Genomic DNA, 19936 nt, shown 5'->3' with positions numbered 1-19936 from the left:
GCGTTCAAACTTACCAGCCCAGTGCTTGCTGTTGTTTTTTCACCAACTCTTGAATGCCCTTTTCCGCCATTTCTAACATGGCATTGCACTGTACACGGGTAAACGGTTTATCTTCTGCCGTACCTTGAATTTCAATAAACTCGCCAGCTTGGGTCATCACCACGTTTAAATCCGTTTGGCAGTTTGAGTCTTCTTCATAGCACAAGTCTAAAAGCACTTCATCTTGGAAAATACCGACTGAAATAGCAGCCACTAAGCCTTTTAATGGATCTTGCTTAATTTTCTTTTTCTCAAGCAACGTATTCATCGCATCAATGAGAGCCACCGCAGCACCAGTGATCGCAGCAGTACGTGTACCACCATCTGCCTGAATCACATCACAGTCGATGGTAATGGTGTTTTCACCTAATTTTTTTAAATCCACCATGGCGCGTAGACTACGGCCAATCAAACGTTGAATTTCTTGAGTACGACCACTTTGCTTACCACGCGCAGCCTCACGGTCACTACGGGTATGCGTCGAACGTGGCAACATGCCATATTCAGCGGTTACCCAGCCCTGACCCTTGCCTTTTAAAAAGCGTGGTACTGAGTTATCAATACTTGCCGTACAAAGAACTTTGGTATGACCAAACTCAACCAATACCGAACCTTCCGCATAACGTGTGTAGTTACGAGTAATGGTGACATCACGTAATTGATCTAATGTTCGTTGGTCGATACGCATAATACGCCCTTCATCTGACTAAATAGGTTGGCGCATAGTATAGCAGAAGCAGACCCAAAGCATTTGTCTGACTGCATTGCATTTGTAATTGATCGCCTGCTTCCCTACCCATCTATATTCTTTGTTAAACTGAAGCTTAAAAGAGGCTGAGGCAATAATCCATGTCGATTCGAGAAGAACGTAAACAACAAAGCCGCCAAGCTTTGCTGAATGCTGCATTACAACTCAGCACCTCTGGACGTTCCTTTGCTCGCATTAGTCTCCGTGAAGTCACTCGCCAAGTGGGTTTAGTACCGACCGCGTTTTATCGCCACTTTAATGATTTGGATGAGCTGGGACTTGAACTGGTCGACCAAGCGGCGCTCCACATCAAAAGTATGTTGACGCAATTGGGACAAAGCTATGTTTATGGTCCACATGCCACAATTGAGCACAGTCTAGACCTATTTTTTCATACTGTAGAGCAACATCCTGAACAGTGGATTTTCTTGATTGGAGAACGTTGGGGTGGTTGTGCCTTGATCCGTGCAGCCGTTGAGCGAGAAATAGCCTTTTTAATCGATGACTTCGCCCATGCATTAACCCGTATTGAAAGCATGCAACATATTCATGACAGCGAGGACCTCAAAGTATTGGCCAATATCTTAATGGATGCCTCCTTTAACTGGGCCATGCGCTGGATTGGTTTGAGTCGAGATGTGGCTCCCGAGAAACTCCAACAGCAGCAGGCTGCATTTAAACTGCAAACCATCGTGCAGATTCAACTCATGTTCCGCGGAATATCCAATTGGCAACGACGATCTGCTCAAACCAAACACGCCAACCCGACCTTACATTAAGCCGCTAACAGACGCAATTTTTGCTGTATTACAAAATTTTTAATGTACTTTGCTCAAACTTGGATGCTTTTTCACTATCATAGAGCCAGTTTTTTCATCTGTAGCTCCTATGCGTTTTCTTCTTTTTTTCGTGGCGAGTGTCTGTATTGCCTTGGCATGGCTGTTGCCCATTCATTATCGACCTTGGGTCACCTATACAGGTGAATTGTTTGCATTTTTATCTTTACTTGCACTCTCTGCCTTATTTTTAAAAGAAAAACTCTTGCTCCCGAAAGTGAGTCTGCCACTATTGCTATTGAGTCTGGTGCCCTTCATTCAGTACGGTTTTGGCGAGCTGTTCTTTTTCAGCAAAGCACTGATGTGTGGCTTATATATCTTTGCATTTTGGCTGAGTATGGTTTTAGGTTTTAACCTGAGCCAAAAACCCTTGGAACGTGAGCAATTATTTAGTGGTCTGTGTAGTGTATTTTGGTCGGTCGGTCTGGTAACAGCGCTCATCGCCACTTGCCAATGGCTCAATATTGAACAGTACATTCCCGGTATGACCACTTTAAAAGGCGATCGTCCTTATGCCAACTTTGCTCAGCCGAACAATATGGCGAGCTTTCTGATTCTTTCCTTACTCGGCACACTGTACCTATTTGAAAAGAAAAAATTCAACTCAATTCTGCTGTGCGCAAGTGCGGCATTGATACTATTTGCGGTAGCCCTGAGTCAGTCACGCACATCATGGGTCGCTAGTATCTGTGTGCTGCTGTATTTGCTCTATCAGCAGCACAAAGGTGCCATTCAACTGAAGTGGTATAGTGTCCTAGCATGGTTTGTATTGTTTATTTCTTTTATTATCCTACTTCCCCAGTTGAACCAACTTTTGATTCAACTATCCAATGTCGATGTCACTCAAACGAAAGAGGTTATCGCTCGTGCAACAGGTGATATGTCACGTATCGCCATTTGGCAACAGATGCTCCATGCCATTGCTGAGCGACCTTGGTTTGGCTATGGTTGGCATCAAACCAGTGTAGCTTACACATTAATCAGTGATCAATTCCAAGGCCCCGTTTGGGTAAAAAGTGCGCACAACTTCATTCTCGACTTTATTGTGTGGAATGGATTGGTGATTGCGATTCCATTTTTTGCCTATCTCAGCTATTGGGGCTATCAACTGCAAAAGCATGCAACATCGCTCGAATCTGTGATTGGACTTCTGATGGTCGGCGCTTTACTGATTCACGGTATGCTCGAATTTCCGTTGTTCTACGCTTATTTCTTGCTGCCACTCGGATTGATTCTAGGCATTATTCAATCTCAGCAAAAAGTGAAAACGTGGACTTTACCGAGCTTTGCCATGCCGATCACATTCACTGTTTGTGTGGTCTTGGTCGCACTGATTATTCGTGACTATGAGTTGATGGTACCGAAGCTGAATGAGGCTTCACGTTATGAACACACCCCTGAAAAGTTCACCAATCAAGATCATATTTTACTGCTGTCGGAGTTTAACCGCCGCATTGAATGGATTCAGTTAAATCCATACAGCAAAGTCAGCCCTGAGCAAATTCGTGACTATGAGGAAATGGTGCTGAACTACCCGATTCCCTATGATTTGACCAAATTTGCCAAACTCTTGGCCTTTAATGGCTATGAAGCCGAAGCTCGTCACCAACTTTGGCGCTTAAAAACCTTAAGAAAAATTGAACTGCGTTATGAGGATTTATTGCAGCCTGTATCAGCTGCGCAATAAACGTTGTTAACCCATAAAAAAGCCTGCTGATGCAGGCTTTTTTAACTGAATAAGGACTTAAAACAGATTCAGCTTATTTTGCAGCACGTTCTTTTTCAATCAAGTAATCCACGACTTGAGTCACTTTAGCATCTTCACCTTGCACAATATATTTACCATTCACCGTCACCGCAGGAACACCACTGAGTTGATAACGCTTGGCTAAGTCCTGTGCTTGGGCAATTTTTGAAGTAATCGCAAATGATTTATAAGTACTGTTAAATTTCGCCTCAGGAATACCAAACTGAGTATAGAACTTGGCTAAAGCAGGTTGCTCTAGAATCGGTTGATTTTGATCATGAATGGCATGGAATAACGTCAAGTGTGTCTTTTTACGTACACCCAGGGCCTCAGACACATAATAAGCTCGCGCCGCTTGTTCCCAAACTGGATTCATGGCTGCTGGGGTACGCACAAAGCGCACATCTTTCGGTAGTTTTTTCAACCAAGTCTGCATATGCGGTTCAAGTTTAAAGCAGTGACCACAGCCATACCAAAAGAATTCGCGGACTTCAATTTTCCCTGGCACTTCCACCTGTACAGGTGTTGGTACAACGATATAGTCCTGACCTGCCACAAAATTTGCAGCCATTGCACTGCCCGAAATTGCGAAAACAGCGGTTGCTAAGCCACTCAAAAGGAGTTTTTTCATTGAACTTATTGTCCTCAAAATCATTATGATAAGTTTATGCAAATACTATAAATCAAATATGCCAAATTCGTTTTCATTCTGTGAACTTTTTTCAGGCTTTTATCGCTTTTTCTAGAATAAACGCTACACTAAGCCCTATTGAACGTTTTAAATATCATGACTTAAATTGAGGTGCCGACGATGTCGCAACTGAATGTTGATCCACAAGAAATTGCCAAATTTGAAGCATTTGCTGCCATATGGTGGGATCAGCACTCGGAGTTCCGCCCTTTACATATGATCAATCCACTACGCTTAAACTGGATTGATGAACATGCAGGTGGACTCACTGGAAAAAAAGTTCTTGACGTCGGCTGTGGTGGTGGAATTTTAGCTGAAAGTATGGCACGTCGTGGTGCAGATGTGCTCGGTATTGATATGGGCGAAGCCCCTCTAAATGTGGCACGTTTACATGCAGAACAAGAAGGTGTTGAGCATATCGAATATCGCCAAATTCCAGTTGAGCAGCTCGCAGAAGAACAAGCAGGACAATACGATGTCGTGACCTGCATGGAAATGTTGGAACACGTACCCAATCCAGCCTCAATCATTGAAGCCTGCCATAAACTGGTTAAACCAGGCGGTCATGTATTCTTCTCCACCATTAACCGTAATCCCAAAGCCTACCTGTTTGCCATTATTGGCGCTGAATATGTCCTGCGCATGTTAGCCAAAGGCACCCACGATTATCAAAAATTCATTAAGCCATCAGAACTGGCACATGATATTCGCGGCGCAGGGCTCAAACTGAAAGATATGACGGGTTTACATTACAACCCCTTGACCAAACGCTATTGGTTAGCGCCGAATGTCGATGTCAATTATATGGTCTATACTGTCAAAGAAGACGCTGCATGAAAGCCGTCTTATTTGACCTTGACGGCACACTGATCGACACTGCCGCCGACTTTATTCGCATTATTCAAGACATGTGCCGTGAAAAAGGCGTCGCTGTGGTCGATGCAGACCTGATCCGCAGCCAAGTCTCTGAAGGTGCACGGGCGATGGTTAAATTGGTTTATCCAGAACTGGAAGTCGAAGACCCGATTTTTCTTGCACATCGTCAGCGTTTTTTAGATACCTACGGTGCCGATATCGCAGTAGATACTGACCTGTTTTCGGGCATGTATCCGCTACTTGAAAAACTTGAAAACCAAGAGATTCCTTGGGGCATCGTCACCAATAAACCGCGCTGGCTGAGTGAAGCATTATTAGATGCGCTGAATTTGACAGAGCGCTGTGCGGTTTTGGTTTGCCCAGAGGATGTCTCACAGACCAAGCCTGATCCTGAGCCGATGTATTTGGCCGCCAAGCACATCGCGATTGCGCCTGAAGACTGTATCTATGTCGGCGATCATCCACGTGACATCGATGCGGGTCGTAACGCGCAGATGTATACCATTTTGGCGGCTTATGGTTATTTACCATTCGCGCACAAAGATGACTTAACAGCGTGGCAGGCAGATTGTATAGTGAAGACTGTGGCTGAATTGGACGATGTTATTCAGTCTCTTGTGAGTCAAACTACACCGTCCAACTCACTGACTTGATCACAATTAAAAAATCAAAATAACGAGGAGGTAATGATGAAATATTCAGAATATCAACCTCGCCCCGATCTGCTCAAAGATCGCATCATCTTAATTACAGGTGCGGGCGATGGTATTGGTCGTGCTGCTGCATTAAGTTATGCCCTACACGGCGCAACTGTGGTGCTGCATGGACGTACCTTAAATAAGCTCGAAGTCATTTATGATGAAATTGAAGGCTTAGGTGCGCCGCAACCTGCAATTTTACCCTTGCAGCTGTCGAGCGCCTCTCCTCGTGATTATGAATTACTGGTCGACACCTTAGAACGCCAATTTGGGCGCCTAGATGGCATTTTGCATAATGCGGGCATTTTGGGTGAACGCACCGAACTGGAAAATTATCCTGTCGATGTCTGGGATGATGTCATGGCCGTCAACTTGCGTGCGCCATTCGTTATGACTCAAGAGCTAATGCCACTTCTGAAAAAATCTGAGCATGCTTCCGTGGTTTTCGCCAGCTCAGGTGTCGGGCGTGAAACGCGTGAACGTTGGGGAGCATATTCGGTGTCTAAGATCGCGATTGAAGCGGTCAGCCAACTGTTTGCTAAAGAAAATACCTCACCGAATATCCGCTTTAACTGTATCAATCCGGGGGCGACCCGCACTGCAATGCGTGCAAAAGCCTATCCCGATGAAGATCCAAAAACATTGCCAACGCCTGAAAATATCATGCCCGCTTATCTGTACTTGATGGGCGATGACAGTTTGCATATGAATGGTCAAAGTATTGATGCACAAGACTAAAATGTGTCACTTAAGAGGAAGCTTCGGCTTCCTTTTTTTACGTATCAAACTGAAGCTTAGTCATCTGCAACATGATTTCAAGATTCAGAAAAGGTTGTCTTTTTTCAATTTTTGCGGATACTGATGTCCAACTCCATTTTTGAAGCATATGCCATGACGGACTTGAGTAACATCACTGTACAACCCACTGAAGATGGTATGGTTAGCCTGTTGATTGACCAACAGCCGATTTCAGAAAAATATGGAATGAAGTTTGAAGCCAGTATTGTGGAGGAACTTCAAGCCCTGGAAAATGGCGCCACACTGAAACTTTTCGACCAGTTTGTTTTTGCCCATACCGACTTGAACTTTGAACATAGCTATCACTACGTCACGGTCATTGCTAAGAATGATGAACAATACAAAGCCAAGAAAAGCTTTGTTTATCGCATCAAAATTGAGGGTCAGCCCGACATTGAGCATGCCATCAGCAAAAATGGTGAACCGATGACTGCAGCCGATGTACGTGAATTTATCCAAGCGCATGTACAGAAATCATTGAGTGATTATACCGACCTCAACTACGCCTATTGAGCCGAATCAGCCAAGTTGAAAACGCAGCTTGGCTAGCTCGATATTTTAAATCGTATTTTTAAATTATTTTAATAAAAATATTCGGTTTTTAAGATCAATATTTCCTATTTATCATTCTGATTGATCAAGAATTGAAAATAAGGATGCAGCATGGCTGATTTGCAACGTAAACATGACACCATTCGTCATATCCATAATTTACAACTACCCGAAAGCCTGATTTGTGCTTTAGAGGATGCCAAACAAGCTGAAGCAGTGGTTCATTCAATCCGTTCATTACAACATCTAACGCAGCAGTGGAATTAAATAATGCACTATGCGTTCTTTGACAAAGCAAGATCTGAGCCCTCAAAATGAGTCAGAAATCAGAAGATACAGACTGTTTGCTTTGGACTTTAGCGCAATTGATGATTTAATTCAGGCTTAGAATTGGGCATAATCTTCTTAATATCTCTGCATTTGTTAATAAATACCCAATTCATCTTCACAGTTTCTCTGCATTTTTTTCGTACATTATAGGAAAGAATGAAATTACCTTAATGAGGATTCAACATGAAAAAGATTTTGACAGTATTGGCAATCTCTTTCAGTGCTTTGATGGCAAGCAGTCTCAGTACTGCTGCCCCTCAGTTTGACCACGATCATCCACGCTATGGCAATGAGCCACGCGGACGTGACTTTCGCGATTCAGGTAATGACGATCAGCAAGATCGTCGACGTATGCGCGAAGAGCGCGGTGTCAAACGTTTACAACAGCATAAATGGCAACAAGGTTATGTCATGCCACAACATTACCGTGGTAACGGCTATAAAGTCGAATATAAAGACCATAACCTTCCAAAGCCAAACCGAAATCAGCAGTGGTACAAAATCAACAATGACTACATCTTAGTCGACGCAGACAGCAACAATATTCTGAGGATTATGGGGCTTTAATTTACGCTTCATTTTGTACAATTCAGCGACAGTATTATTAAGACCTGAATCAACACCCTTTCACCCGCTTTAGCGCGACTGCATATTCTTCTCAAGAGACCACAGTCAGGCACAGCATGGAAGGCGTTGTTTCAGGTTTTTTATGTGCCAAAGCTTTTGTTTGCAAGCATTGCAGAAAAACAACAATCTCCTCAGTCTCTTCATACATTTCACAATTCACCTAAATAGCCCTCACGCTTTCTCTAGAGTTATTCGCTAATTTTGAATGATCGAAACAAGACTCATACAGGATGAAAGCAATGAAAAAAATTCTGACTGCAATCACACTCTCTTTAGGCGCGCTCATGGCCACATCTGCAATGGCAGCACCACAATACTATGACCGCGCGCATGCTCATGACTCGCGCTGGGATCATCGCGATGACCGCCGTTGGGACAATGACAACCGCTACCAAAACAAACGTGTTAATCCAAGCCGTGACTGGCGCTCAGGTCAAACTTTGCCACGTGGCTATGATTCATCACGTTACCATGTCAGTGACCGAGAAGCACGTCGCCTACCCAACACTGGGCGCTACCAACAGTGGTATAAGGTCAATGGTGACTATGTTTTAGTCAATGAACGCAATAACCGTATCCTGCGTATTATCGGTTAATTCTGGCTGGTGTCGCAAAACCGATCGAACACCTGAACATTGCTTCAGGTGTTTTTCTATTTAAGACTTCCTCTTCTGCATTTTTTGATTAAAATCATGCTAAGCAGTTCATTTTGAGACAGGCATGCACGCAAATTCCATCGAAACACATCACAGTACAACTTTGCAGTATGTGCATTGGTTTCGACATTCTGCGCCTTATATCAATGCTCACCGTAATAAAATCTTTGTGATTATGTTCGATGGTGAAGCCGTTCAGCATGATAACTTTCAACATATTATTCACGACATTGCCCTGCTGCATTCACTCGGGATTCGCCTGATCTTGGTGCATGGCGCGCGTCCGCAAATCAACCACAACTTAAAACAAAGCCAACTACAAACGCCATTTCATCAACATCGCCGCGTGACCACGCGAGAATCACTAAGTTGCGTGATGAATGCGGTAGGCTCAATTCGTTTGCAAATTGAAGCCTTACTGTCTATGGGACTGGCCAATTCACCGATGTATGGCGCACGTATTGATGTAGTTTCAGGGAATTTTGTTACAGCCAAGCCCTATGGCATTCGCGATGGGGTCGATTTTCAGTTAACCGGCGAAGTTCGTACGGTCGATACCGATGCCATTCAACGCCATTTGGATAATCATAATATTGTGCTGCTCGGGCCAACTGGCTATTCCACCACAGGCGAAGTATTCAATCTGCTGGCTGAAGAAGTGGCGACCCGCACAGCGATTCATCTTAAAGCGGATAAACTGATTTTCTTGGGCAAACAACATGGTCTGCTCAATGAACATGGTCAGTTGCAACGCGAAATTTCGCCGCACAAGCTCGATGCACAAATTGAGAAATACCAAGATTCGAATCCAGACATTGCCGTGCATTTACGCGGTGCCAAAAAAGCCTCGACGGATGGCGTCCATCGTGTCCATCTGATTTCCTATGCTTATGATGGTGCCTTGGTTGAGGAGCTCTTCACGCGTGATGGTTCGGGCACCATGATTACCGATGCCCATTATGAAGAAGTCCGTATGGCCAACATTAAAGATGTCGGCGGACTGATTAACCTATTACGCCCACTTGAAGAAGAAGGCATTTTGGTTTATCGCTCACGTGAACGTCTCGAAAACGAAATTGGGCAATTTGCGGTAATTGAACGTGATGGCATGATCTTGGCCTGTGCTGCGCTTTACCCACTACCAGCGGCAGAGGGTGAAATCCGCAGTGCCGAAATTGCCTGTGTCGCAGTCGATCCTAGCTATCGCAAATCTAATCGTGGCAGCCAAATTTTGCATTATCTCGAAGGTAAAGCCCGCAGTATGGGCATTCAACAGTTGTTTGTACTGACCACACGTACTGCACATTGGTTCTTAGAACATGGCTTTGAAACGGCCAATGTCGATGAACTTCCCAATGCACGCCAAGCCTTATACAACTATCAGCGCAACTCACTCGTCTTTAAAAAGCCACTTTAAGTGGCTTTTGCAGGATTATGGATATCTTTATTTCTCATATCTTTATCTAGAAAACACCGCAAAAATCGCTCAAATCTATATTGAGTGAAACACTAAGCTTATTCCAAAAATAAAAATACCTTTTAAACAATAAATATCAATAAGTTGGTTTTCAATAAATTTTATATTTTATGTTTTTTATATTGTTGTTTTTTGCATAAGTTTTGCACTTTTGTTTTTATCTTTTTTTTTCATGTCTAAAGCCCGATTTCTTATTTTTTCTGAAAAGAAAAGCCCTTTAGCGTATGTGTTCACCAACTCACTCACCTTATTTATTTGGAGTTATGAAACACATGAGCACTTCTCGAGCACAGTTCTGGATCAAAACAAGCGTTCTTTCTGCAGCAATCGTGGGTGCCATGATGTTATCTGGATGTGGGAAAAAAGAAGCTGAAACCGTCACACTCAATATTGGCTTTCAAAAATATGGCATTTTGCCCATCGTCAAAGAGCGTGGCACTTTAGAAACGGTGCTTAAAGCACAAAATGTCCAAGTCAAATGGGTCGAGTTTCCTGCAGGTCCACAACTCCTCGAAGGTTTAAATGTCGGCAGTGTGGTTTTTGGTGAAGCAGGTGAAGCGCCTCCAATTTTCGCACAAGCTGCAAATTCGAACTTGGTTTACATTGCCAACCAACCTGCTGCACCTAAAGCAGAAGCACTGATCGTACAAAAAGACTCAAAGATTCAGAGCATTCAAGATTTAAAAGGCAAGCGGATCGCACTCAACAAAGGTTCAAATGTGCATTACCTGCTACTTAAAGTGTTAGAAGCGAATAACCTGAAACTTTCTGATATTGAAGCGGTGTATCTTCCGCCATCAGATGCACGTGCCGCATTTGAACGTGGTGCAGTTGACGCTTGGGTCATTTGGGATCCTTTCTTTGCTGCAGCTGAACACCAAATCTCAGCACGTGTGATTGCTACCGGAGAAAACTTAGTCGGTAATCATCAGTTCTATTTGGCCAATCGTAAATTTGCCGAAACCAATCCAGAAGTCTTAAAAACAGTCGTGAAAGAATTAAATACCACAACACAGTGGGTCAAACAGAATCAACAACAAGCAGCCCAATTGTTAGAAAAACCGACAGGCTTGTCTTTAGACATTTTACAAACCTCGATTGGTCGTATGGGCTTTGGCGTTCAACCCATTTCAGCCGAAGTCGCGAAAAAACAGCAGTACGTTGCGGATGCGTTCTATCAACAAAAACTCATTCCGAACCAGCTGAATATTGACGCTGCCATTATTAAATAAAAATATAGAGATCATCATGAAAACACTTAAAACAGTTTCCAGTATTGGCATTGTCACCTTGAGTCTTGGACTCGTGGCATGCCAAAAGCACGACACAGCAGCAACAAATACTTCTGAAAAGCAGGCAGCAGCTCCAGTTAAAACCCTGTCGATTGGCTATCAAAAGTCGTCTTTGAACCTGTTGGTCGCACGTGAGCAAAAATTATTTGAGCAACAATTTCCTCAAGCCAAAATTGAATGGAAAGAGTTCCCCGCTGGCCCACAAATGTTAGAAGCATTATCCGTTGGTGCTGTCGATTTTGGTGCAGTGGGCAATACCCCACCGATCTTTGCTCAAGCTGCTGACAAAGAGCTAAGCTACGTCGGCTATGAGCAAGTTCCAGCCAATGCTCAAGCGCTGTTGATTGCTAAAAATAGTTCCATTGATTCAATACAGGCCTTAAAAGGCAAACGGATTGCGGTTCAACGCGGTTCAAGCGCACATGAGTTACTGGCGAAAGTCTTACAAAAAGCAGGACTCAGTTGGCAGGACATTCAACCGATTTGGCTGCCTCCTGCGGATGCACGTGCCGCGTTTGATAAACAATCCATTGATGCATGGGCCATTTGGGAACCCTACCTCAGTGCAGCAGAGCAAGATGCACAGGCCAAAGTCTTGATTGATGGCACAGCTTTTCCACAAACCTATTCTTTTTATATTGGTAACCCGAAATTCATTCAGGCCTACCCTGAAGCCACCGCTCAGTTCATTCACGGGCTGAATCAGGCCGATCAATGGGTGCTAAAAAACCAACCACAGGCACTTTCGGTCTATACCCAAAGTACGGGTTTACAGCCCTCTATTGCCCAACGCGTCATCGACAAACGTCTGAAGCCTTCACCAATTCAAACCCTGACGCCTGAAGTGGTGCAAGCACAACAACAAATTGCGGATTTGTTCCAACAAGTCCAGCTCATTCCGAAACACATTCAAGTTCAAAGTACCGTTTGGGTTGCACCGAGCAAACCTTAAACGACTCTATCTAAGGATTTTTTAAAATGAAAATTTTCTGGTTTATCCCAACTCACGGTGACAGTCGCTACTTAGGTACCAGCAAAGGTGCGCGTCAAGTGGACCATGCCTATATGAAACAGATTGCGGTTGCCGTGGATAATTTGGGTTATGAAGGGGTGCTGATTCCAACAGGTCGTTCATGTGAAGACCCATGGTTGACCGCAGCCAGCCTGATTGATGCCACAAAAAAATTAAAATTCCTAGTTGCACTGCGTCCAGGCGTAACCACTCCAGCACTGGCTGCACGGATGGCAGCCACCTTTGACCGTCTCTCCAACGGTCGGGTTTTATTGAACTTGGTGACAGGTGGCGATGAAAAAGAACTGCAAGGCGATGGCGTTTATGAGGACCACTCTACTCGCTATAAAACTGCCAATGAATACGTCAAAATTTGGCGTGAGATTTTAACCCGCTCCCATACAGGTGAAAGCTTTACCTTTCACGGCGAACGTCTAAACGTAGATGATGCCAAACTGCTATATCCACCTGTGCAACAACCCTACCCTCCACTTTGGTTTGGCGGCTCATCGGATGATGCCATCGAATTAGCGACTGATCAGGTCGATACTTATCTCACATGGGGCGAACCCCCTGCTGCTGTTAAAGACAAAATTGACACTGTCCGTGCCAAAGCCGAAGCCAAAGGCCGTACGCTCAACTATGGCATACGTCTGCATGTGATTGTGCGTGAAACCAATGAACAAGCATGGCAAGCGGCGGAAGAGCTCATTCAATATGTCGATGATGCCACCATTGCTGCGGCACAGGCTAAATTTAAGAGCATGGACTCGGTCGGTCAACGTCGCATGGCTGAACTGCATAATGGTGACCGTAGCAAACTGGAAGTGTCCCCAAACCTTTGGGCTGGCGTAGGTCTGGTTCGTGGGGGTGCAGGTACGGCATTGGTCGGTGACCCTGAAACAGTTGCAGCCCGTATTCAAGAATATGCCGACTTGGGCGTCAACACCTTTATTTTCTCAGGCTATCCACATCTTGAAGAGTCGATTCGTTTTGCCGAGTTGGTGTTCCCACTCCTGCCGCTTGAAACTCAAGCAAAGTTGGCACAACCAAATTTAACAGGTCCCTTTGGTGAAATTGTGGCAAACAACTACACACCCGATGAAAACAAAAAAACAAAAGTGATTCAGGAGCCTGCCTAATGTCCAAAATCGTTTCAGTGCAAACCCTCCAGCAGGAAAAGGTTTCACGTGGAACTCAGTTGGGGCAGCTATTGCTGCCTTGGCTCTTTCCTATCGGCTTGATTGTGCTTTGGCAAATTGCCTCCAGCACGGGACTTTTAGAAAGTCGGATTTTACCTGCACCAACGGCGGTGGTTAGCGCTTTCTGGAACCTGCTACTGAGTGGGGAACTATGGAAGCATGTGCAAGTCAGTGCAGGCCGTGCCTTACTCGGCCTATTGGTGGGTGGGGGTCTAGGTCTATTTCTGGGTTTGTTAAATGGTTCATCGAAAACGGCGTCAACTCTGCTCGACACCACTCTACAGATGATCCGAAATATTCCTGCACTGGCACTTATTCCGTTGGTGATCTTATGGTTCGGGATTGATGAAACCGCCAAGCTTTTTTTGGTTGCGGTCGGGGTCTTTTTCCCCATTTACATCAACACCTATCACGGTATACGTTCGGTAGATCCACAACTGATTGAAATGGGGAAAAGCTATGGTTTGACCCGTTGGCAATTGTACAAAGAAATTATTTTACCGGGTGCGATGCCCTCTATTTTAGTCGGACTGCGCTTTTCACTGGGTTTGGTATGGGTCCTGCTGATCGTTGCCGAAACCATTTCAGCCCAAGCCGGCATCGGTTATATGACCATGAATGCACGTGAATTTTTACAGACTGACATCGTTTTGGTGGGGATTTTACTGTATGCCCTACTTGGAAAATTGGCTGATGTACTGGCCGTCACATTAGAAAAATACCTGCTGCGCTGGCATGCAGGATACCAAAAATAAGGAGTTTGAGATGACTGATTTAAGCCTTGGTCGCCATGCCAATATTCCGTCGCCGCCAAATCACAATCAAGACATTAACCCTCAAGCGGTGCTTGGGGCCGAAATTATTATCGAACAACTGCATAAGTTTTATGGTTCAGTTAAAGTCCTTGAAGACTTAGATCTGCATATTCAGCCGGGTGAGTTTTTAGCCATTGTCGGACGCAGTGGTTGTGGTAAAAGTACCCTGCTGCGCCTGATTGCCAACTTAGAACAACAAAGCTACGGCGAAATTAAGTTTAAGTCCGCACGACACCTCCGCGAAGGGATTACCGCAGACGATATACGGGTCATGTTCCAAGATCCACGACTGTTACCATGGCGTTCAATTGAACAAAACGTACAACTGGGGTTGCCTAAACAACAACATGCCACTGCCTCGGGTTTGCTCGAAAAAGTCGGACTCAAAGAAAAAGCGGGACTTTGGCCTTCGCAGCTCTCTGGGGGACAGCGTCAACGGACCGCTTTGGCACGCGCTTTATCGCATAAACCACGGATTTTATTGCTCGATGAACCTTTGGGAGCACTCGATGCCTTAACCCGCTTAGACATGCAGAATTTGATTGAAAAATTATGGACGGAACAGGGCTTTACCGCCATTTTAGTCACCCATGATGTCAGTGAGGCCGTTCAACTGGCCGATCGGATTATTTTGCTGGACCGTGGCCATATTGCCAAAGAGTTTCAAGTCGACCTACCCCGCCCTCGCGTCAAAGATATGCCGTTCAATACCCTTGAACAGCAGGTGTTAAATGCAGTTTTAGCCACATAAGTAGACTAAAAAATCCTTAGCTTGGGGTGCTAAGGATTTTTTATGCTGAATTTCAGTAAAAAAACACAAGACCATCATATGAATTGAGCATACTTTATTTTAAATAATGTAATAAATTTCACGTTATCTTTATCAAAACATGCCACTTCACATTGAATCATTTCATATAGTTTAGACAAAATAGTTTTTATATAATTATATTTTATTGGACAACTTTTAGAATTTATCGCAATTTAAGAGCCAATCTACAGAATAAATGATCATTATTCAAAAAATTAAATTTCCACTTTGTGCACAAATCTGATGATTTGCCGTACAATTTGTCCTTCCCCCTTTTTATTGTTTTTTAAATTAGAGAATGGAACAGAAAAAGAGTACTCAAAAACGCCACCAGCTGCTGAATGCTGCACTAGATGTCTTCTCGCTCTATGGATTTAATGGAGCAAGCTTAGATGAAATCGCACAGATTGCTGAAATGCACAAATCGAATATTTTCTATTACTATGAAAATAAAGAAGCTTTGTACGTTGAAGTTTTAACGACGGTTCTACAAAAATGGTTAGCCCCACTACAGATGTTAGAAGCTGACTTAGAGCCGGAAGAAGCGATCACCAACTACTTATTGCAAAAGATTGAGGTTTCTCGGACTCAACCGAAAGCATCTCGCTTGTTTGCGTTAGAAGTGATCCAAGGGGCTCCGCATATTTTGGAAATCCTCAAAGGGCCTTTAAAGAAGTTGGTCAAACGTAAAGCCAAAGTCATTAGCAATTGGCAAGAGCAAGGTAAAATTTCAACTGAAATAGACCCTGAGCTGTTAATCCTCAACATTTGGGCCTTAACACAAAACTATGCTGACTTTGCCACGCAAATGGAAATGGTGACAGGTAAAACCCTACGTAACCGCAGTATGCAACAACGAGTCATTCAACATACCGTGCATATGATGCTGTATGGCGTGATCCCGCGAACACCGTCTGAATTATTCAAAGCTGAGTAATTTTGGCATACGACCATAGCACTCTATGGTCGCCGAATTGAAAAAGACAAAATCAAAGCCTCAGATACTTTCAAATAATGCTAATAATTTCTGAGCTCCCAATAACAAATTGTCTTCCCAGTCCAAATGCGCGGTGTCGTTGGCACCATCTGAAATATATTTGACCGAAATCAGACGGACACCCTGTTTTTTACAGACCTTTGCCAGCGCATATCCTTCCATATCAACCAAATGACACGGTACTTTGGGTTCACCCGTTTCAAAGCTATCCCCTGTTCCACATATACCAGTGCGGAGTTGTTGGAAAAACGGTTCTAAATGAATTTCCGCAGGATGCATGGTTTCAAATGGGGTAAAACCGACAGCGAAACCGAGTGGAGAGACATCCATGTCACGTTGTACAAATTGAGAGACTTCAACCAACTCGTGCTTATCAAAATACGTACTGCCTGCTGTGCCTAAATTAATCAAGGTTTTACAGCCTGTTTTTTGAATCACTTCAAATGCTTTATAGGCCGCGTTGACTTTACCAATACCGCTGTAATGAACTTCAATCCCTGCTTGCTCAAACAATCCTTTAGACTCATTTGGTAAAGCCATGATTAGTGCAACATCTGACATAAAATACTCAATTAACAGACTTCATGCGTGTCATTAGAAAACAAATCGATCCGAAAGAAAAGCGCCTCTGGTCTCTGCTCAAACAACATATATAAGATCAAATGGCGCTTTAAACTGAAAGGATTGTAGACCTCATTTATACTGCTTTTCTAAATAGGTTTTTAAGCACGGCGAAAAGAACAAATGACCTTGATAAAAACCGTGTGCCGTTTTGGTTGCGACCAAACTCCATAACAACATCAGTATGGCTGCAAAAGCATAGCCAACGGCATACAGGAAGGCCAAATTGAGTTGTTGGGATAAGGTTAAGATTGCGAGCGTATATACGCCCAATGGGAAGGTCAGTCCCCACCAACCCAAATTAAACGGTAAGTCCTGTTTGGCATGGTGCAAGGTCGTCAGTACCGCAATCCCCAACCACCACAGTCCAAAACCCAGCAGGATTAAACTGGCTAAAATCCCCGCCTGCTGAAATAACTGACCCAGTTGTGCTAAGCCCAAACTCGCCATCAGCGTCGGTGCCTGATTCCCCAAAACCAATAATGCCAAAGCAGCAGTGCCTATCGGTCCCAAAGCCAACCAACTGCTGACCACCAACTCTTTTTCAGGCAGTTTATGTAAGACCAATCGCAACATTAAAATCGTTAAAATTGCAAAGGCGGGTAATACTGAAACACCCCACAACACATAACTACCCAATAAAATCGCAACGGCATGAGTATCAGCTGCCAAATGCCCCAGTAATAAACCACCACTGCTGGCTGCAACTTCACAGGCCACGATTGGCAATAACCACACCGCGGTCATCTGCTGTAAAGCATGCTCCTGATGTCGATACATGGCAAAAGGAACTGCCCACGCCACCAAGAGCGCCAAGACCACATCGGCATACCAGAGCGTTTGCGCAATCTGTACAGCTGTGTCGCCATAAATAGGCTGACCATACTTTGACATACTCCCACCACCAAACTAAGAGTTATGGTGGGGGAATTTGTGCGACCTATGCAATCAAATTGATTACACCTTTCGATGCCACACTTGCGCTGACAGTATTGTGGCATAGGAACTCTTTACACAGCACGAAGCCCTAGTGCATCAGCTAAAGCGAAATTACGGATATTTATACTCGCATTCACATCACGATCTTCAACCAAATTGCAATTTGGACATTCAAACAATCTGACACTTAGCGGTAACTTTTCCATCTTATAGCCACAGCAAGAACAAGTTTTTGAACTTGGAACAAATCTTCCAATTTGTAGAATATTCTTGCCAAACCATTTTGCCTTGTATTGCAATATCGTAAGAAATTGACCCCAAGCTACATCTGAAATAGACTTCGCTAATTTTCGATTCCTTACCATGTTTTTAATTCCTAAATCTTCTACTGCATACGTGGTCGCTTGGTTTTCACAGATCAAGTGATGCGTTAGTTTATGATGTAGGTCTAAGCGTTGCAAACGCACTTTTTCATGGATGAATGCAACACTTAACTTTTGACGCTGATAATTCTTAGATTTTTTCTGTTTTCGGGCAAATATCTTTTGCTGTATAGCTAAGCGGTTTTGAGCCTGCCGTAAGTGTCTTGGATTTTCAACTTTATCACCATTAGATTGAATGAGCATGTGATTCAAACCCATATCAATTCCAATAGTTTGATCGGGTTGAACTGTTGTTGGTGCAACAAGCTCTAACTCAGACTCAACTAAGATGGAAGCATAATACTTACCTGTTGCTGTTTTGCTAATGGTGACAGTTTTAATTTTCCCATCAAATGTCCGACTAAATACAGTTTTTATCCCTTTAATTTTAGGTAGATGTAGTAAACCATGCTCAAAGCTCACCGTTGCGTGCTGAGGGCATTGATAAGACCGTTGAGGTACTTTCTTGGATTTGAACCGTGGATAGCCAACAATATGACTCAATGGGCGTTTTTCATCAGGTTTTGGCTTGTAGCCTTTAATTTTCCTGAATTCAATCTTGCCTTTCTTCAATCGCTGAAAAAAATTGTTATAAGCAGTATGCAGGTGAAGTAATCCACTAAGAAGTGATTGACTGTTTACTTCATTCAACCATTCAAATTCAGGTTGCTTCTTCATTGCAACCAATTGGCCTTGAATATCCTTTTTTGATAATAATTTTTGAGTTTCTGAATGGACTTTGGTTTGAAGAGCTAAAGCCCAATTGAAAATAAAGCGAGTGCATCCGAAGTGCTTTTCAAACTGCACTTTCTGTTGAGAATTTGGATAGATGCGATATTTATACGCTTTCAAAAAAGGTTGTTTCATGGTTATAATTTAACAAATTAATTACTTAGTGTAAATATAATGAAATCACATTATCACTGTGTTTATAAGCTCAAATATCATTTAGTGTTAGTAACAAAATATCGCAAGAAATGCCTTTCAAATGAAATGCTCAATCGGCTTGAAGAAATCGTAAAAAAGAACTGTGCCGATTGGGAGATTGACTTGCTTGAGTTTAATGGTGAAGCTGACCACATTCATTTATTACTAGAAATGCACCCGAATATCATGCCAAGCAAATTCATTAACAATCTAAAAACAGTGTCAAGCCGACTGATACGCAAAGAATTTGAGGAAGAACTAAAACCGTATTATTGGAAGCCTGTACTTTGGACGAGAGCATACTGTCTACTTACAACAGGCGGGGCTACAATTGATGTAATTCGGGAATATATAAAAAATCAAGAAAGACCTGAATAACGAAAAGTCGTGCTATCCATCACAATCTAAATCACAGATTATAGATGGAGAATTTCGCACAGTTAGTTAAAAAGCCATTGAGGATGGTAGCCAGCGCCATCGGGATCGTCCCTAAAAATAGGCTCATGCTTGGATGTTAAAAAATCTGTTTGGCTTCCTGCGGATAAAATGCCCAACGTAACCCATATAGCACACTAAAAAGTACAAACAGTAAAATATTGAAATACCACAGTCCTGTGCCGAGTTGCCATGTGAGTGCCTTTAACATCGGAAACTCTGATACAATTAACGCCACAACACCTGTTCCCATACTGACAGTGAACCAGTTGGGGGGTGAATTGACGGATCAGATTTTGCCGCTGTCCAAGTTGTGTAAATGGTTTTTGCATGAGTTCGGCCTCATTTAAAATCTACATTTATACTAGGGTCTGTTGACATTTACTGT

General features: G+C 43.4%; 21 protein-coding genes and 2 pseudogenes. 17 read left to right on the top strand and 6 right to left on the bottom strand.

Features of this window, described 5'->3' with window-relative positions; genetic code table 11:
- Window positions 1-10: 10 nt before the first annotated feature.
- Complete coding sequence (gene rph / locus AC4CVD_RS17115; RefSeq protein WP_004684198.1) at window positions 11-727, bottom strand: ribonuclease PH; 717 nt, start codon at window positions 725-727, stop codon at window positions 11-13.
- A 161-nt stretch (window positions 728-888) separates the two neighbouring features.
- Here rph and AC4CVD_RS17110 point away from each other — a divergent pair, with 161 nt between their 5' ends.
- Entirely contained in the window at window positions 889-1566 is a 678-nt protein-coding gene (locus tag AC4CVD_RS17110; protein ID WP_490753479.1) for a TetR family transcriptional regulator, read from the top strand.
- Window positions 1567-1675: 109 nt separating this feature from the next.
- Complete coding sequence (locus AC4CVD_RS17105; protein ID WP_490753478.1) at window positions 1676-3310, top strand: PglL family O-oligosaccharyltransferase; 1635 nt, start codon at window positions 1676-1678, stop codon at window positions 3308-3310.
- A 73-nt stretch (window positions 3311-3383) separates the two neighbouring features.
- Here the strand turns inward: AC4CVD_RS17105 and AC4CVD_RS17100 are convergent, their stop codons facing one another.
- Window positions 3384-4001 (bottom strand): thiol:disulfide interchange protein DsbA/DsbL, encoded by a 618-nt coding sequence (locus AC4CVD_RS17100; protein ID WP_114836721.1) that lies wholly within the window; start codon window positions 3999-4001, stop codon window positions 3384-3386.
- Window positions 4002-4181: 180 nt separating this feature from the next.
- Between AC4CVD_RS17100 and ubiG the strand changes: the two genes are divergently transcribed.
- The 14 genes from ubiG to AC4CVD_RS17030 all read left to right on the top strand — a co-directional run bounded on the left by ubiG (window position 4182) and on the right by AC4CVD_RS17030 (window position 16144).
- Window positions 4182-4898: a bifunctional 2-polyprenyl-6-hydroxyphenol methylase/3-demethylubiquinol 3-O-methyltransferase UbiG gene (gene ubiG, locus AC4CVD_RS17095; RefSeq protein ID WP_490753477.1), complete on the top strand. Its 717-nt coding sequence runs from the start codon at window positions 4182-4184 to the stop codon at window positions 4896-4898.
- Window positions 4895-5590, top strand: a complete 696-nt coding sequence (locus AC4CVD_RS17090) for an HAD family hydrolase (protein ID WP_279735793.1) — start codon at window positions 4895-4897, stop codon at window positions 5588-5590. The genes ubiG and AC4CVD_RS17090 overlap by 4 nt, the downstream gene beginning before the upstream one ends.
- 36 nt (window positions 5591-5626) lie before the next feature.
- Window positions 5627-6373, top strand: a complete 747-nt coding sequence (locus AC4CVD_RS17085) for a YciK family oxidoreductase (protein ID WP_005401600.1) — start codon at window positions 5627-5629, stop codon at window positions 6371-6373.
- Window positions 6374-6526: 153 nt separating this feature from the next.
- Entirely contained in the window at window positions 6527-6946 is a 420-nt protein-coding gene (locus AC4CVD_RS17080) for a hypothetical protein (protein WP_062031781.1), read from the top strand.
- Between the two features lie 150 nt (window positions 6947-7096).
- Window positions 7097-7252, top strand: a complete 156-nt coding sequence (locus tag AC4CVD_RS17075) for a hypothetical protein (protein ID WP_004684184.1) — start codon at window positions 7097-7099, stop codon at window positions 7250-7252.
- Window positions 7253-7498: 246 nt separating this feature from the next.
- Window positions 7499-7882: an RcnB family protein gene (locus AC4CVD_RS17070; protein ID WP_004684183.1), complete on the top strand. Its 384-nt coding sequence runs from the start codon at window positions 7499-7501 to the stop codon at window positions 7880-7882.
- Window positions 7883-8181: 299 nt separating this feature from the next.
- Window positions 8182-8538 (top strand): RcnB family protein, encoded by a 357-nt coding sequence (locus AC4CVD_RS17065; protein ID WP_004684182.1) that lies wholly within the window; start codon window positions 8182-8184, stop codon window positions 8536-8538.
- 124 nt (window positions 8539-8662) lie between these two features.
- On the top strand, window positions 8663-10015 hold the full coding sequence (gene argA, locus AC4CVD_RS17060; RefSeq protein ID WP_490753476.1) for an amino-acid N-acetyltransferase: 1353 nt from the start codon (window positions 8663-8665) through the stop codon (window positions 10013-10015).
- A 332-nt stretch (window positions 10016-10347) separates the two neighbouring features.
- Complete coding sequence (locus tag AC4CVD_RS17055; protein ID WP_490753475.1) at window positions 10348-11307, top strand: sulfonate ABC transporter substrate-binding protein; 960 nt, start codon at window positions 10348-10350, stop codon at window positions 11305-11307.
- 16 nt (window positions 11308-11323) lie between these two features.
- Window positions 11324-12319, top strand: coding sequence for an aliphatic sulfonate ABC transporter substrate-binding protein (locus AC4CVD_RS17050; protein WP_490753474.1), 996 nt, complete (start codon window positions 11324-11326; stop codon window positions 12317-12319).
- A 26-nt stretch (window positions 12320-12345) separates the two neighbouring features.
- Complete coding sequence (gene ssuD / locus AC4CVD_RS17045; protein ID WP_490753473.1) at window positions 12346-13521, top strand: FMNH2-dependent alkanesulfonate monooxygenase; 1176 nt, start codon at window positions 12346-12348, stop codon at window positions 13519-13521.
- Window positions 13521-14336: an aliphatic sulfonate ABC transporter permease SsuC gene (gene ssuC / locus AC4CVD_RS17040; RefSeq protein ID WP_317110457.1), complete on the top strand. Its 816-nt coding sequence runs from the start codon at window positions 13521-13523 to the stop codon at window positions 14334-14336. Before ssuD ends, ssuC begins: the two co-directional genes overlap by 1 nt.
- Window positions 14337-14346: 10 nt before the next feature.
- Window positions 14347-15147 carry an ABC transporter ATP-binding protein gene (locus AC4CVD_RS17035; protein ID WP_151837245.1) on the top strand — a complete coding sequence of 267 codons (801 nt, stop codon included), beginning with the start codon at window positions 14347-14349 and terminating at the stop codon, window positions 15145-15147.
- 358 nt (window positions 15148-15505) lie between these two features.
- Complete coding sequence (locus tag AC4CVD_RS17030; protein ID WP_004684172.1) at window positions 15506-16144, top strand: TetR/AcrR family transcriptional regulator; 639 nt, start codon at window positions 15506-15508, stop codon at window positions 16142-16144.
- A gap of 60 nt (window positions 16145-16204) precedes the next feature.
- Here AC4CVD_RS17030 and AC4CVD_RS17025 read toward each other — a convergent pair whose 3' ends face one another.
- The 3 genes and pseudogenes from AC4CVD_RS17025 to AC4CVD_RS17015 all read right to left on the bottom strand — a co-directional run bounded on the left by AC4CVD_RS17025 (window position 16205) and on the right by AC4CVD_RS17015 (window position 19053).
- Window positions 16205-16765, bottom strand: a complete 561-nt coding sequence (locus AC4CVD_RS17025) for a 5'-methylthioadenosine/S-adenosylhomocysteine nucleosidase family protein (protein ID WP_286407720.1) — start codon at window positions 16763-16765, stop codon at window positions 16205-16207.
- Window positions 16766-16897: 132 nt separating this feature from the next.
- A pseudogene (locus tag AC4CVD_RS17020) lies at window positions 16898-17710 on the bottom strand (SLAC1 family transporter); the annotation flags it as partial.
- Between the two features lie 125 nt (window positions 17711-17835).
- The gene (locus tag AC4CVD_RS17015) at window positions 17836-19053 is read right to left on the bottom strand and encodes an RNA-guided endonuclease TnpB family protein (RefSeq protein ID WP_490753472.1); all 1218 of its coding nucleotides are present in this window, start codon (window positions 19051-19053) and stop codon (window positions 17836-17838) included.
- 39 nt (window positions 19054-19092) lie between these two features.
- Between AC4CVD_RS17015 and tnpA the strand changes: the two genes are divergently transcribed.
- Window positions 19093-19491, top strand: a complete 399-nt coding sequence (gene tnpA / locus AC4CVD_RS17010; protein WP_490753471.1) for an IS200/IS605 family transposase — start codon at window positions 19093-19095, stop codon at window positions 19489-19491.
- A gap of 64 nt (window positions 19492-19555) precedes the next feature.
- Here the strand turns inward: tnpA and AC4CVD_RS17005 are convergent.
- Window positions 19556-19880: pseudogene (locus AC4CVD_RS17005) on the bottom strand (SLAC1 family transporter); the annotation flags it as partial.
- Window positions 19881-19936: the final 56 nt, after the last annotated feature.

The organism is Acinetobacter sp. LipI_23 (assembly GCF_058243045.1).
The sequence above is the reverse complement of the archived record's forward strand: the minus strand, read 5'-3'. Positions and strand labels throughout refer to the sequence as shown.

Coding starts and splice junctions, on each gene's coding strand:
- AC4CVD_RS17050 (WP_490753474.1), top strand. CDS start 11,324: ATGAAAACACTTAAAACAGTTTCCAGTATTGGCATTGTCACCTTGAGT.
- AC4CVD_RS17080 (WP_062031781.1), top strand. CDS start 6,527: ATGACGGACTTGAGTAACATCACTGTACAACCCACTGAAGATGGTATG.
- rph (WP_004684198.1), bottom strand. CDS start 727: ATGCGTATCGACCAACGAACATTAGATCAATTACGTGATGTCACCATT.
- AC4CVD_RS17035 (WP_151837245.1), top strand. CDS start 14,347: ATGACTGATTTAAGCCTTGGTCGCCATGCCAATATTCCGTCGCCGCCA.
- argA (WP_490753476.1), top strand. CDS start 8,663: ATGCACGCAAATTCCATCGAAACACATCACAGTACAACTTTGCAGTAT.
- AC4CVD_RS17075 (WP_004684184.1), top strand. CDS start 7,097: ATGGCTGATTTGCAACGTAAACATGACACCATTCGTCATATCCATAAT.
- ssuD (WP_490753473.1), top strand. CDS start 12,346: ATGAAAATTTTCTGGTTTATCCCAACTCACGGTGACAGTCGCTACTTA.
- AC4CVD_RS17030 (WP_004684172.1), top strand. CDS start 15,506: ATGGAACAGAAAAAGAGTACTCAAAAACGCCACCAGCTGCTGAATGCT.
- AC4CVD_RS17055 (WP_490753475.1), top strand. CDS start 10,348: ATGAGCACTTCTCGAGCACAGTTCTGGATCAAAACAAGCGTTCTTTCT.
- AC4CVD_RS17100 (WP_114836721.1), bottom strand. CDS start 4,001: ATGAAAAAACTCCTTTTGAGTGGCTTAGCAACCGCTGTTTTCGCAATT.
- AC4CVD_RS17105 (WP_490753478.1), top strand. CDS start 1,676: ATGCGTTTTCTTCTTTTTTTCGTGGCGAGTGTCTGTATTGCCTTGGCA.
- AC4CVD_RS17085 (WP_005401600.1), top strand. CDS start 5,627: ATGAAATATTCAGAATATCAACCTCGCCCCGATCTGCTCAAAGATCGC.
- AC4CVD_RS17015 (WP_490753472.1), bottom strand. CDS start 19,053: ATGAAACAACCTTTTTTGAAAGCGTATAAATATCGCATCTATCCAAAT.
- AC4CVD_RS17090 (WP_279735793.1), top strand. CDS start 4,895: ATGAAAGCCGTCTTATTTGACCTTGACGGCACACTGATCGACACTGCC.
- ubiG (WP_490753477.1), top strand. CDS start 4,182: ATGTCGCAACTGAATGTTGATCCACAAGAAATTGCCAAATTTGAAGCA.
- ssuC (WP_317110457.1), top strand. CDS start 13,521: ATGTCCAAAATCGTTTCAGTGCAAACCCTCCAGCAGGAAAAGGTTTCA.
- AC4CVD_RS17070 (WP_004684183.1), top strand. CDS start 7,499: ATGAAAAAGATTTTGACAGTATTGGCAATCTCTTTCAGTGCTTTGATG.
- AC4CVD_RS17065 (WP_004684182.1), top strand. CDS start 8,182: ATGAAAAAAATTCTGACTGCAATCACACTCTCTTTAGGCGCGCTCATG.
- AC4CVD_RS17025 (WP_286407720.1), bottom strand. CDS start 16,765: ATGTCAGATGTTGCACTAATCATGGCTTTACCAAATGAGTCTAAAGGA.
- tnpA (WP_490753471.1), top strand. CDS start 19,093: ATGAAATCACATTATCACTGTGTTTATAAGCTCAAATATCATTTAGTG.
- AC4CVD_RS17110 (WP_490753479.1), top strand. CDS start 889: ATGTCGATTCGAGAAGAACGTAAACAACAAAGCCGCCAAGCTTTGCTG.